The sequence below is a fragment of the Actinomyces sp. zg296 genome, from assembly GCF_009829695.1.
Taxonomy (GTDB): domain Bacteria; phylum Actinomycetota; class Actinomycetes; order Actinomycetales; family Actinomycetaceae; genus Actinomyces; species Actinomyces marmotae.
The window spans coordinates 253359-267044 of the sequence record NZ_VWPG01000003.1 but is presented as its reverse complement, the minus strand read 5'-3'; the positions used below and the strand labels follow the sequence as shown (position 1 = coordinate 267044).

At 67.7% G+C, this 13686-nt stretch carries 10 protein-coding genes; 5 read left to right on the top strand and 5 right to left on the bottom strand.

Annotated features, from left to right (window positions below; genetic code table 11):
• Positions 1-3: 3 nt before the first annotated feature.
• Complete coding sequence (locus GVV76_RS10345; protein ID WP_235904892.1) at positions 4-954, bottom strand: hypothetical protein; 951 nt, start codon at positions 952-954, stop codon at positions 4-6.
• 153 nt (positions 955-1107) lie between these two features.
• On the opposite strand from GVV76_RS10345, the gene GVV76_RS03425 reads away from it, so the two are divergent.
• Positions 1108-2802, top strand: a complete 1695-nt coding sequence (locus tag GVV76_RS03425) for a lysine--tRNA ligase (protein WP_159624959.1) — start codon at positions 1108-1110, stop codon at positions 2800-2802.
• Positions 2803-2818: 16 nt separating this feature from the next.
• Here GVV76_RS03425 and GVV76_RS03420 read toward each other — a convergent pair whose 3' ends face one another.
• The 4 genes from GVV76_RS03420 to gabT form a co-directional block, all read right to left on the bottom strand.
• A complete protein-coding gene (locus GVV76_RS03420) occupies positions 2819-3154 on the bottom strand; it encodes a DivIVA domain-containing protein (protein ID WP_159624957.1) in 336 nt (111 codons plus the stop codon).
• Between the two features lie 327 nt (positions 3155-3481).
• Positions 3482-5014: an NAD-dependent succinate-semialdehyde dehydrogenase gene (locus tag GVV76_RS03415; RefSeq protein ID WP_159624955.1), complete on the bottom strand. Its 1533-nt coding sequence runs from the start codon at positions 5012-5014 to the stop codon at positions 3482-3484.
• Positions 5015-5053: 39 nt separating this feature from the next.
• On the bottom strand, positions 5054-6304 hold the full coding sequence (locus GVV76_RS03410) for a Glu/Leu/Phe/Val family dehydrogenase (RefSeq protein WP_159624953.1): 1251 nt from the start codon (positions 6302-6304) through the stop codon (positions 5054-5056).
• A gap of 81 nt (positions 6305-6385) precedes the next feature.
• Positions 6386-7708: a 4-aminobutyrate--2-oxoglutarate transaminase gene (gabT, locus tag GVV76_RS03405; protein WP_159624951.1), complete on the bottom strand. Its 1323-nt coding sequence runs from the start codon at positions 7706-7708 to the stop codon at positions 6386-6388.
• A 192-nt stretch (positions 7709-7900) separates the two neighbouring features.
• On the opposite strand from gabT, the gene GVV76_RS03400 reads away from it, so the two are divergent.
• The 4 genes from GVV76_RS03400 (at position 7901) to GVV76_RS03385 (ending at position 13630) form a co-directional block, all read left to right on the top strand.
• Positions 7901-9481, top strand: a complete 1581-nt coding sequence (locus GVV76_RS03400; RefSeq protein ID WP_159624949.1) for a PucR family transcriptional regulator — start codon at positions 7901-7903, stop codon at positions 9479-9481.
• A 256-nt stretch (positions 9482-9737) separates the two neighbouring features.
• A complete protein-coding gene (locus tag GVV76_RS03395; RefSeq protein ID WP_159624947.1) occupies positions 9738-11165 on the top strand; it encodes an aminobutyraldehyde dehydrogenase in 1428 nt (475 codons plus the stop codon).
• A 30-nt stretch (positions 11166-11195) separates the two neighbouring features.
• The gene (locus tag GVV76_RS03390; protein WP_159624945.1) at positions 11196-12056 is read left to right on the top strand and encodes a universal stress protein; all 861 of its coding nucleotides are present in this window, start codon (positions 11196-11198) and stop codon (positions 12054-12056) included.
• The gene (locus tag GVV76_RS03385; RefSeq protein WP_159522149.1) at positions 12053-13630 is read left to right on the top strand and encodes an APC family permease; all 1578 of its coding nucleotides are present in this window, start codon (positions 12053-12055) and stop codon (positions 13628-13630) included. Before GVV76_RS03390 ends, GVV76_RS03385 begins: the two co-directional genes overlap by 4 nt.
• Positions 13631-13686: the final 56 nt, after the last annotated feature.

Sequence of the window (13686 nt, the reverse complement as noted above, 5' to 3'; positions counted from 1 at the left end):
CCTTCAGATTTGGATCCCTCGTTTCCGCAGAATTTCAACGTTCTTGGGAAGAGAGATGCGTGGTGAGCGTGCCAACCCGATCATGAAGCCGCTGACGATCCTCACCACGTGCTCCTCCCCGGCCCGGACATCCTCGTACGTGAGTCGCAGCGTTGGGTACCCCAGCGCCCCCGCCGCGCTGACCCGCCTGCGATCGGCCAGGAACTGCTCCTGAGAGCGATGGAACTCGAAGCCGTCCTCCTCGAGGATCAGCCAGCCGTCAATGAGGTGGTCCACCTCGCCAACGCCCTCGATGGGCACGCAGCACTCAACCTCGAAACCAGCGCGTCGCAGCCAGATTCGGACAGGAGTCTCCAGAGGGGAGCGCGTCCTCGGCTCAACCTCCTCCAGTCGCCTCCGGGCGGTGGCGTCATAACGACTGGTCAGTAGATTCCGCAGTTCCTCAACGGTGGTGTCACCCCTGCCCAGGGCGGCATCGGCGACCGTGATCGCCTCCAGCTCGTCGAGGCATCGCAGCGCGCAGGCCACCACCTCGCTCGGGATCACCAGCGGGGCTCCCTCAACGGTGATCGGCGTGATCGTTGACTTCCTATGCAGGACGACGTCATCGAGAGTACGGCTCCGGCTGGGGCGGAACCCGTGATTAGCGGGGATGGCGATATGGGTGCGGCTTGGTGGGTGATCGAGGGGGTAGCCCAGGATCTGGGCGGCGCTGGCGCATGTGAGGCGACCGCGGAACCGTCTCGCGCGCACGACACGGTGATCGGCGCCCGGCGCGACCAGAAGCGTCCTCGATACGAGGCTCAGGGCTCCAGCGGTCACTGCGGCGCTCACGAGATCCTTGTCGGCCAGCGTCTTGGGAAGCTCGTCCAGGTGCGCGGCTCCCCAATGGTCCTCGACCGCGGCGATCAGCGCTGGAAGGTCGTCGTTGGTGGCTGAATCGGTGTGGAGCATCCATCCATCATGCGCGGTCGTCGATCACTCGGAACCGCTGGTTGTGGATTCCCGAGGAGGACACCACTCATCCACAGGCCCGCGGACTGACTTCGACGCGGATCACGGTGCGGGCCCGGTCCGGCGCGCGTGGAGGAGCCGTAGACTCGGGCCGTGATCGACGAGAACCCCACTGCCCCCGAGGCATCCCCCCTGGCAGACGCTCCTGCGACTCCCGCTGCTGAGCCCCCCGCGCAGGGCAAGCCGAAGCAGCCCAAGGCCGAGCCGAGCCCCGGTGAGCAGTTCGCCATCCGCGCCGGCAAGCGCGAGCGCCTGCGCGCCGAGGGCTGGGAGCCCTACCCCGTCCAGCTCCCGATCACCACCACGATCGCCGCCGTCCGCTCCAAGTACGCGGACCTGGCCGCCGGTGAGGAGACCGAGGACGTCGTGGGCGTGGCCGGCCGCGTCGTCTTCCTGCGCAACACCGGCAAGCTCTGCTTCGTCACCCTGGCCGATGGCGCCGGCACCACCCTGCAGGCGATGCTGTCAGCCAAGTCGTTGCCCGGCCAGGGCCACTCCGCGCTGGCCGCCTTCAAGGCGGACGTCGACCTCGGTGACCACCTCTTCGTCCACGGCCACGTGGGCACCTCCCGCCGCGGCGAGCTCTCCGTCTTCGCCGAGCCGGTCCTGCGCGAGGAGCACGACGCCGCCGACCTGGCCGCAGCGGGCGATGACGCCCTGGAGGTCCCCGCCTGGCGCATCGCCTCCAAGGCCCTGCGCCCCCTGCCCAAGACCTGGACCAACGAGGCCGGCGAGGCAGTCACCCTGTCCGAGGAGCAGCGGGTGCGGCGCCGTGAGCTCGATCTCCTCACCCGCCCGGCGGCCCGCGACATGGTGCGCATCCGCGCCGCCGTCGTGCGCTCCCTGCGCGAGAACTTCCACCGTCGCGACTACGTGGAACTGGAGACCCCCATGCTCCAGGTCATCCACGGCGGAGCCGCCGCGCGCCCGTTCATCACCCACATGAACGCCTTCGACATGGACCTCTACCTGCGCATCGCCACGGAGATCTACCTCAAGCGGGCGGTCGTGGGGGGCGTGGACCGGGTCTTCGAGATCAACCGCAACTTCCGCAACGAGGGGGTCGACTCCTCCCACTCCCCGGAGTTCGCCGCCCTGGAGGCCTATGAGGCCTACTCGGACTACAACGGCATGGCGGAGCTGACCCGCAATCTCGTCCAGCAGGCGGCCCGCGACGCCTTCGGCCTGCCCGAGGGCGGGGAGGTCGTCACACTCGCGGATGGCACCGAGTACGACCTGTCCGGCGAGTGGGCCAAGATCGATCTCTACACCTCCATCTCCGAGGCCGTCGGCGAGGAGATCACCGTGACTACCCCCCGCGAGGATCTCGTCCGCATCGCCGAGAGGCTGGGCCTGGACGTCGACGACTACGCGGTGGCCGGCAAGATCGCCGAGGACATCTTCGAGGTGACCGTTGGCGACTCCCTGTGGGCCCCCACCTTCGTCTACGACTTCCCCGAGGACACCTCGCCGCTGACCCGCTACCACCGCTCCAAGCCGGGGCTGACGGAGAAGTGGGACTTGTACGTGCGCGGTTTCGAGCTGGGCACCGCCTACTCCGAGTTGGCGGACCCGGTGGTCCAGCGCGAGCGCTTCGAGGCGCAGGCCCTCGCGGCGGCCAACGGCGACCCGGAGGCCATGGTCCTCGACGAGGACTTCCTGGTGGCCATGGAGCAGGGCTTCCCGCCCTGCGGCGGCATGGGCATGGGCATCGACCGCCTGCTGATGGCCCTGACCGGTCAGGGCATCCGGGAGACCATCACCTTCCCCATCGTTAAGCGCGGCTGATCACCCGTGAGGCGCCTCAACTCGAGGCTTCGGACTCCCACGCCTTGAGGGCATCGATCACCTCGTCGAGGTACTCATCGACATCCTCCTGATCGTATCCGGCCCGCAGGGGCATCCACAGCGGGTCGAAGACGGCGTTCAGCAGTTGATCGGCGGTCAGGATGCCCACCCCTCCCGAGGTGGCGCTCATCGAGGCCAGGAGAGTCGGTTCCCTCCTCGCCTCCCAGGAGCGCAGGGCCTGTTCGGCCCTCTCCATCGTCGCCTCCACATCCTCGACGGCGTAGCGGGGCCCCAGACGAGTTTTCTTGAAGGACTTGAGTTGGACGTCGCGGCTGGTGACGGTAGGGGTCACGGATATCCAATCGGGTTCGGGAACGGGAATCGGGGTGGCCCAAGTATAGGGGAGGGGCCATATACGCCGGCCCCGGCCCGATCGAGTCGGCAGACTCAATGATCGGGGCCGGGGCCCGGGGATAGGAAGCGGTGCCGATTGTGGAGTCGGCCCGCGGGTCGGCGCGCTGCGGCCAGGTATGCTCCCAAGCCGCGCGTGCCTGGCCATGGGCCAGTGGCGTGGAGGCGGTGAACCAGCAGCCCCAGGAGCGCGCTGTCGCGCGCTGCTCTGAGACCTCCTCGGCCTGGAGAGTTTCGTGGCCGCCGCGCGCTGATCGGGCGTGACCCGTCAGCTCCAGGCAACCGAGTAGTACTGAGTCTCCTGGAACTCACGGATCCCTTCGCGCGCGCCTTCGCGCCCGATGCCGGACTGCTTGACGCCGCCGAAGGGAGCGGCGGGATCAGACACGAGCCCGCGGTTGACGCCGACCATCCCGACCTCCATGCGCTCGGCCAGGCGCAGCGCCCACCCGAGGTCGCGGGAGAAGACGTAGCCCGCCAGCCCGTAGTCCGTGTCATTGATCCACGTCAGCAACTCGTCCTCATCGTCCCATGTGACGATCGGGGCCACGGGGCCGAAGATCTCGGTGCGCACGATCTCCGCGTCGGGGGCGACGTTGGTGAGGACCCGCACCGGCATGAACGCTCCTGGAGAGTCCTCGGGCCAGGAGGACTCGGCGTGCACGACTGCGCCCTCGGCCACCGCCCTGTCCACCAGGGCGTTGATCGTGTCGCGGGCATCGGTCGTGATCACCGGGCCGATCTGGTTGGCCTCCTCCGCCAGTGCCGGTCCGACCCTCAGATCGCGGACGATAGTGGAGAACTTCTCGGTGAACTCCTGGGCGACGTCCTGGTGGACGTAGAAGCGGTTGGCGGCAGTGCAGGCCTCGCCGCCTCCTCTGAGCTTGGCCTGAACGGCGCCCGTCACCGCGACGTCGATGTCGGCGTCGGCCGCCACGACGAAGGGAGCGTTCCCTCCGAGCTCCATGGATGACACGAGCACCTTCTCCGCCGCCTGCCTCATGAGCACGCGACCGACCTGGGTCGAGCCGGTGAAGGAGACGGCTCGGACCCGGGGGTCCTCGAGCCACGTCGTCGACACCTCCGCGGCACGGCTCGAGGGCACGATGTTCACCACGCCCGCGGGCAGGCCGGCCCGCAGGATCAGATGGCCCAGTGCCACCGCTGTCAGAGGCGTGAGGGACGCGGGGCGGAGGACCACTGTGCACCCGGCGGCGAGGGCTGGGGCGATCTTGCGGGTCCCCATCGCCGCTGGGAAGTTCCAGGGGGTGATCATGGCGACCACCCCGATCGGCCGGTGGGTGACGATCGTCCGAGTCCCGCCCGCCGGGGAGGAGCCGAAATCACCTTCGGTGCGCACCGCCTCCTCGGAGAACCACCGGAAGAACTCCGCCGCGTAGAGGACCTCCGCCCTGGCATCGTCCAGTGACTTGCCGTGCTCCGCGCTGATGAGCGCCGCGAGCTCCTCCTTCTGCTCCACCATGAGGCTGAACAGGGTCCGCAGCAGCTCTGCGCGCTGCCGGGGCGGGGTGGCGCTCCACGCCGGTAGCGCCTCGGCGGCGGCGTCGACGGCGCGCGCGGCGTCCGCCACAGTCGCGTCCGCGCAGCGCGCGAACACGGCGTCGCTGGCGGGGTCGACGACGTCGAAGGTTCCCCCGTCGGACGCTGCCATCATCCTCCCGCCCAGGAGGATCCCCTCCTCGGGATGGATGCTGCGCAGGTAGTCGGCCAGAGCCGGGTGGGCTCCGAGGGTTGTGTACGCCGCCGCGTCAGCCGGCGCGCTGGGTCTTGTCTCAGCCATGCTGGTGCTCCCTGACCATCGACTTTCGCCTGCCGCGCATCACGGGTAGAGACCGCGGGAGACGTGGGCCTCAGCGACGCGCTTGACCGCCATCGTCGTCGCGGCGGTGCGCAGTGAGAGCCCGTGATCCCGGGAGAAGGCCGTGACCTCGTCCCATGCCCTGTCCATCCTGGCGCGGAGGCGCTCGTTGACCTCGTTCTCGGTCCACCAGTAGGACTGGTTGGCCTGCACCCACTCGAAGTAGGACACGATGACACCACCGGCGTTGGCGAGAATGTCCGGAACGACCAGGATGCCCTTGTCCTCCAGGATCGCGTCGGCCGTGGGAGTCGTTGGGCCGTTGGCGCCCTCGACGATCAGCTTGGCATCGATCGTCGGCGCGGTCTGTTCGGTGATGACCCCCTCGATCGCCGCGGGGACGACCACGTCACAGGGAATCGCGAAGAGTTCGCTCGGAGGGATCGGATCCGCGCCGGGGAACCCTTTGACGGTGCCGGTCTCATCCACGAAGGCCTCTAGCGCGGGGATGTCAATGCCCTTGTCGTTGCGAATCGTGCTGTACACGTCCGCCACGGCCAGGACCTTCACGCCCGCCTCATGCAGGAAGCGAGCGGCGCCCCTGCCGACCTTGCCGAAGCCCTGAACGATCGCGGTGGTCTGCGAGGGCTTCAGGCCGACGCTCTCCATCGCGTTGAGAGTGGTGTAGACGATGCCGCGGGAGGTGGCCGCGGCCCGTCCCTGGGATCCGCCGAGATTGACCGGCTTACCCGTGACGGTGCCCAGCACGGTGTGCCCCATGGCCACCGAGTAGGTGTCCATCATCCACGCCATGGTCTGCTCGTCGGTCCCCATGTCGGGGGCGGGGATGTCCTTGCCGGGCCCGATCAGAGGGATCAACTCCGAGGTGTAGCGCCGGGTCAGGCGCTCAAGCTCTCGTGTCGAGAGGGCCAGTGGGTCGACCTGGACCCCTCCCTTCGCCCCGCCGTACGGCAGATCGAGAAGGGCGCACTTCCATGTCATCCACATGGCCAGAGCCCGCACCTCGTTGAGGTCCACGTTGGGGGAATAGCGGATCCCTCCCTTCGCCGGGCCGCGAGAGATGTTGTGCTGGACGCGGTGCCCGATGTGCAGCTCCATCGTGCCGTCGTCGCGTCGCAGCGGGATCGCGACCGTCACCTCCTTACGAGCGGTTTCGAGCATTCGGCGCATTCCATCGTCAAAACCGAGGAACTGGATGGCCTCGGCGAGTTGTGTCCGAGCATCGTCGAGGGGATGAGGGGTCGAGGACATGTGACTACCTCCTGGGTTGGTCGAGTGGCGGATCGTGATCCGAAGGCCGGTACGGCCTTGAAGCGTGGGTGGGAGAGGGGGTCAGGACTGGTCCCGGAGCGCCTGCTCAAGGATCCCCATGCCCTCGGCGAACAGTTCGTCGGGCATGGTGACCGGTGGCAGTAGGCGGATGACGTTGCCGTAGGTGCCGCAGGTGAGCAGTATCAGACCGCGTGAGCGCGCGGCCGCCGCGACGGCGGCGGTCAGCGCCGCGTCGGGTTCCTGCGAGACGGGGTCGACGAGTTCAAGGGCCATCATGGCGCCCCTGCCGCGGGCCTCGCCGATGCGCGGGTCCTCCGCCTTCCAACTCTCCATCAGGCGGATGCCGGTCTTGCCGATCGTGTCGGCCCGCTTGAGGAGATCGTGCTCCTCGATCATGTCCAGGGTCGCCAGGGCGGCGGCGCAGGCCACGGGGTTGCCGCAGTAGGTGCCGCCAAGGGCACCGGGGCCGGCGGAGTCCATGATCTCGGCCGAACCGGTGACCGCTGACAACGGCATGCCCCCGGCCAGGCCCTTGGCGGTCGTCACCAGGTCGGGGACGACGCCCTCGTGCTCGCAGGCGAACCATGCGCCGGTGCGGGCGATTCCTGATTGGATCTCGTCGGCGATGAAGACCGCGCCATTGTCATGGCACCAGCGCTGGAGTTCGGAGAGGAAGCCGGGCGCTGGGACGATGAACCCGCCTTCGCCCTGAATGGGCTCGATGATGACGGCGGCGACGGAGGACGCCCCCACCTGCTTCTCGATCTGACTGATCGTGCGCGCGGCGGCGGCCTGGCCGTCCAGCCCGTCGCGGTACGGGTAGGAGCCGGGGACCCGGTAGAGCTCCGGAGCGAAGGGGCCGAAGCCGCCCTTGTAGGGGGCCGCCTTGGCCGTCAGCCCCATCGTCAGGGACGTGCGTCCGTGGAAGGCGTGGTCGAAGCAGATGACCGCCTGGCGGCCGGTGTGCTTGCGAGCGAGCTTGATGGCGTTCTCGACGGCCTCCGCCCCGGAGTTGAACAGCGCGGTCTTCTTCGGGGAGCTGCCCGGGGTCAGGGCGTTCAGGCGCTCAGCGACGTCGACGTATCCGGCGTACCTCGTGACGGCGAAGGAGGTGTGCGTCAGGTTCTCGGCCTGCTCCCGGATCGCGGCGACGACGGGCGCCGCCGCGCCTCCCACGGTCGTGACCGCGATGCCTGATCCGAAGTCGATGAGACGGTTGCCGTCCACGTCCTCCAGGACACCGCGGTCCGTGCGCCGTGCGAAGGTCGGCATGGCGGCGGTCAGCGCGCGTGGGAGCGCGCTACTAGCGCGTTCGTCAAGGGCGCTGGCCTCGGGGCCGGGCATAGGAGTGGCGAGATGAATGGTCTGGGGCAGCGTTGCCATGTGGACCTCACAGGATGTCGTGACGGGCGGAGATCTGCGTGAGAGCAGAGCGCTCCGGGATGTCGTAGAGACGTGCTCGGCGTTGAGTACCGCTTCAGAATATGCCCGCCTCTGGGGCTGAGCACCTAAGCATGATGCACAAAATCACGCGAATCCTGTGCGCAATGCACAGAAGCGTGCTTGAATCCAGGCATGCTGCTGGTGTCGGACCTCATGAATCGAGCGGAACTGGGGGTTCGTGAGGTGCTTCTGCCCGCGCCGAGCGCCGCTGTCAGGTGGGTCGTGGCGACCGAGCTCCTCCAGCCGGCGTCCTACCTCGAGGGGGGTGAGCTCGTTCTCACCACGGGCCTCGTCATGGCGGATGCCGAGGCGAGCACATGGCGGGAGTACGCGGCCTCACTGGTCGAGGCGGGAGTTGCCGCGCTCGGACTGGGGACCGGCATCGTCTTCGACGCCGTGCCCGAGGATCTGCGCGAGGCCTGCCGGGTCGTGCGGCTTAACCTCCTCGAGGTCCCCCTCGAGGTCTCCTTCGCCTCCATCAGCCGTGAGGTGGGGGCCATGCTTCAGGGTGCCGGGCCCGATGCGGGAGCCGAGGGGGCGGGAGATGAGGAGACCCTGGTGCTGCAGCAGTTGACGCGCGCGGCCGCCAAGGACAACCAGAGCGCGATCATGCGCGCCCTGGCGTCGATCCTCCGGGGGGAGGTGTCCCTGAGGGACGCTACGGGGCGCACGGTGGTCGGCCCCTTCGGCCCGCCGGCTCCAGGGGTCGACGACGAGGTCGCCGAGTGCATCGACAGGATCCGCGCGGGAGGAATGCGGGGAGCCGGGGCGGTGGGGCTCGGTGAGATGCGGTTGGTCGTTCGCCCGGTCGGCGTCACCGGTGAGCCCGAGAACTATCTGACGACCGTCCATCTGGGGGCGCTCACGCGCGCCCAGAGCCTGGGGGAGGACCTCGCCTGGTCGTTCCTGAATCTCATCGCCGAGTCCTCCAAGGCATTCACCGGATGGCTCCTTCAGCTCGTGGGAGCCGCCGCCGGGCATCTCCTGGCGGGCGAGGCCGCGCAGGGGCTGGCCCTGGCCGGCCAGGTCCAGGAGCTCGTCCTCAAGCGCCTCCCATCCCCGGCGCGGCGGTCGATGGCCGGTGCCGGTCTCGACCATCAGTGGCGCGTGATCTGCCTCGAGGGTGCTGGCGGCGCCATCGCCGGGCTCGCCTCGGCGCTGGCCAGGCTGCTCGTCGAGAGGCGGGGGGCCCCGGCGGGGGAGGGGCTTCTATGGCGCGCGGAACGGGGTGGGGCCCGCCTGATGATCCTCGGGGAGGCCGAGCTCGTTCCCGCGCTTCTCGAAGATGGTCGCGTCACGCCATGGACGGGGCGGATGCGGATCGGGGTCAGTGGCCCTGCCGGCATCACCGACCTGCCGCGGGCCGCGCAGCAGGCCCTGTCCGTGTGCGCTGGCGCTCAGCAGGTCGGACGGGCGGTGCGCTGGGAGGCTTCGGGGCCGCCGTCGGTCATGGACCTCCTCGACGAGGACAAGGCCCGCGCCTTCGCCCGCGCTCGACTCGGGGCCATCGTCGAGCAGCCCGAGCTGCTCGAGCTGCTGCGGGTCTACCTGAGCGAGGCGGGGGCGGTTCAGCGCATCGCCGACCGCCTGGGGGTGCATCGCAACTCGGTGTCGGCGCGCCTCGTGCGCCTGCGTCGGGCTCTCGGCGTCGACATCGAGGACGCCGAGCAGCGAGCAAATTTGTGGATCGCATCACACTTTTTGAAGATGTGACGATCCGTCGTCTCGCGCGCGGGCGACTTTTCCCTGTGATGGCGCGGATCTCTCGAGCGCTGAAAGTGATGCTCGACATAGTTGACGCTGTGTGCCTACCATGTGCCCGTCACGTAGGACCTTAGCCCGCGTTGTGGCCGGCATGGACCTGCATGGGCTCGGGCGGTAGAGGCCCGAGCCGCCTGGTTGTTCGACTCTCGACACCTCCCACCTCGACACTGATGTCCCGCCGATGCCAAGAAGCGGAGTGATTCACATGAGCCTTCCCCTCCTCCAGAATTTCATTAACGGAAGATTTGTTGCTGCAGCCACCGACACCGCGGTTGAGGTTGTAGACCCCCGGACGGAACAAGCCGTGGCGCAGTGCCCGGTCTCAGGGGCCGCCGACGTCGATGCGGCCTACGACGCCGCCCTCAAGGCCTTCGAGAGTTGGCGGCTGACAACGCCGGCAGAACGGCAGGCATTCCTGCTCCGGCTCGCAGAAGCCCTGGAAGCCAATGCCGACCGCATTGTTGAGGCCCAGCGCCGCAACACCGGTCAGCTCGCTGAAATGATCCGCGTGGAGGAAGTGCTGACGGGCGCCTCCCAGTTGCGGTTCTTCGCCGGTGCCGCCCGCATCCAGTCGGGTGTTGCCTCAGGTGAGTACGCCGAGGGGCTGAACTCGCAGATCCGTCGAGAGCCCATCGGCGTCGTCGGGCAGATCGTCCCGTGGAACTACCCGTTCATGATGCTCATCTGGAAGGTCGGGCCGGCTCTGGCCGCTGGCAACACGGTGGTGCTCAAGCCCAGCGCCACCACGCCCGAGAGCGCCATTGTCTTCGCTGAGATCGCCGGCGAGATCCTCCCGCCCGGGGTCTTTAACCTGGTGCTTGGCACCGGCGATACCGGGCGCCTCATGAGCGCCCACCCGGTGCCCGGGCTGGTCGCGCTCACGGGATCGGTGCGCGCGGGCTCAGATCTCGCCAAACAGGCGGCTGGCAACGTGACCCGTGTTCACCTCGAGCTCGGGGGCAAGGCCCCCGCCATCGTCTTCGCCGATGCCGACACCGAGGCGGCCGCCGAGGGCATCGCCGCCGCGGGGATGTTCAACTCCGGGCAGGACTGCACCGCCGCCACCCGCGTGCTGGTCGAGGCCTCTGTCGCGAAGGAGTTCACCGATGCGTTGGTGCGTCACGCCGAGTCCCTGCGGACCGGTCCGATTCCCGAGGAGGAGGCGTTCTACGGCCCCCTGAACAATGCCCGTCACTTCGCCTCCGTGCAAAAGATCGTCGAGGAGAGGCCCGCGCACTCCAACCTGCTAACCGGTGGGCACCGCGTCGGTGAGAGCGGGTACTACTACGCGCCCACCATCATCTCGGGGCTCAAGCAGGACGACGCGCTCGTGCAGCAGGAGGTGTTCGGCCCGGTCCTGACCGTTCAGGAGTTCTCCTCCGCCGATGAGGCCCTGTCCATGGCCAACGGTGTGGACTACGCGCTGTCCTCGTCTATCTGGACGACCGACCATCAGCGCGTCCTTCGATTCAGCCGGGACCTGGACTTCGGCTGCGTCTGGGTGAATTCCCACATCCCCCTCGTCGCGGAGATGCCTCACGGCGGATTCAAGCGGTCCGGCTACGGCAAGGACCTCTCGATCTACGGCGTGGAGGACTACACGCGCATCAAGCACGTCATGAGCGCCCTGTGACGCGGCGCTAGCGATTAGGAGGTCATCCCCATGCGCATTCTGACGGCCTTCACCAATTCGCTCGGTGGTCGGGACTCCTATCACCTGGGCGTGTCTCTGGCTGAAGCGTTTTCGTGCCCGCTCGATCTCGTCACCATCGTCAAGGGCGGCGATGGGCGCTACGTGCTTGATGTCACCGATCCCGCATTCCAGGACGTCGTCGCCACGCAGGTCGACGGCTGGATGACGGAGATCATGGAGGAGCACCGGCCCCGTGTGCCGGTGAGCAAATACCTGCGGTACAGCCTCTCCTTCCCCGAGGGCATCATCGCCTCGGCCGAGGAACTCAAGGTCGATCTGCTCGTGGCCGGCGGGGGTCGTCACGGGGTCATGGGACGGGTGTCCCTCGGCTCCGTGGGGCAGACGCTGCTCAACTCCTCGACGGTTCCGGTCGCGCTGTCCCCGCGCGGTATGAGGCACGCCCCTCTCGACGGGCTCTCGCGCATCACGGTCATGCTGGGGGAGTCCGGCAGGTGGAGGGGGCTGCTCAGCACGGCCAGGAAATTCGCCGATAGGGCCGGTGTTCCTTTGCGCCTCGTCACGGTGGCCACCGATGACTCCCAGGACAGGACGGAGATCGAGGAGCGGGCTGAAGCCCTGCTCGCTGAGGTGCGCCTGGATTTGACGGGACTGGATGACCAGCGTGTCCAGGTCGTCTACGCCCATGGCATGAGCGCCGCCGTGCTGGCCATGGAGTGGAACAGGAATGAGCTGGCCTTCCTGGGATCGGCGCGCCTGGCCCAGAGTGGGCGCCTGTTCCTGGGGCCGGATGCCAACAAGATCCTGCGTGTCCTGCCTGTGCCGCTCGTCGCCGTCCCGGCTGACGCGGCCGACGGCGGGAGCGGGTCATGAGCGCGGCGTCCACTGGCGCCGAGGGTGGGTTATCGCGGAAGGGACTGGCCAAGGGCTCCGTCGGCCTGCTCGGCGCCATCATCATCGGCGTGTCCTGCATTGCCCCCCCGTACACCCTCACCGGCGCGCTGGGGCCCACGGCCTCGGAGGTCGGCGAGCAGGTTCCGGCGATCTTCCTCGTTGGGTTCATCCCGATGCTCCTGGTCGCCTTCGGGTACCGAGAGCTCAATGCGGCGATGCCCGACTCGGGCACCTCCTTCACCTGGGGGACTCGCGCTTTCGGCCCGTGGGTCGGATGGATGAACGGTTGGGGGCTGATCGTGGCGACCGTCGTCGTCCTGTCAAACCTCGCGGCCATCGCGGTCGACTTCTTCTACCTGCTGATCGCGCAGGTCACCAGAAGGCCCTCCATCGCGGAACTCGCTGACAACGTGTGGGTGAACACGCTCACCTGTCTGATCTTCATCACCCTGGCGACCTGGATCGCTTACCGCGACATGCATACCACCCAGAAGCTTCAGTACTGGTTGGTGGGATTTCAGTTGACGGTGTTCCTCGGCTTCGGCGCGGTGGCCGTCCTCCGGTACTTCACCGGGAGCGCCGTCAATCCGACTCCATTCAGGCTTGAGTGGCTCAATCCGTTCGCCGTCGACTCTGTGCGGACCTTCGTGGCGGGCGTCTCCCTATCCCTATTCATCTACTGGGGCTGGGACGTGTCTCTGACGGTCAATGAGGAGACGGACGACGCTACCTCCACCCCCGGGCGCGCCGCCGTGCTCACCGTCATGACCATTGTCTCGGTGTACATGTTTGTCACGATCGCATCAATGATGTTCGCCGGTATGGGGGAGGATGGGATTGGGCTGGGTAATCCGGCGATCCAGGACAACGTCTTCTTCGCCTTGGCCAAGCCGGTCCTGGGGCCGTTCGCGATCCTCATGTCGACGGCGGTGCTGATATCCTCGGCCGCCTCGCTGCAGTCGACCTTCGTCTCTCCTGCCCGCACCCTGCTGTCGATGGGGTACTACAGGGCGATGCCGGAGAATCTCAGCAAGATCTCTCCGCGCTTCCTCACCCCCGGTCGTGCAACAGTCATCTCGGCGATTTCCGCCTCGGCATTCTATACATTGCTGCGCTTCGTGTCCACTACCGTCCTGTGGGACACGGTCCAGACCCTGGGGGCCATGATCGCCTTCTACTACGGGCTCACCGCCTTCGCCGCGGTGTGGTACTTTCGGGGGCATTGGTTCCGGTCGGTGAGGTGCTTCTTCTTCAGGCTGGTATCGCCGGGGCTGGGGGGCCTTATCCTCTTCTCACTGCTCGGCTTGACCCTGAAGGACTCCCTCGATCCGAGTTATGGGTCGGGATCGCAGCTCTTCGGCGTCGGACTCGTCTTCGTCCTCACCCTCGTCCTCATTCTCCTGGGGGTGGTGCTGATGGTTGTGCAGTACGTCCGAGCACCGGCCTTCTTCCGCGGGGAGGTGATCGCACGATCGGACGCTGTCACCGAGGAGAGGAAGGCATCGACCGCCTTAGAGGGCGGTGAGGCCTTCCCGCCCAGCGCGGCTTTGTGAGTGCCGGTGAGCCGGGATGAGCATACGCGCGAATGAGAACAGCCCCGCCCGCGCCA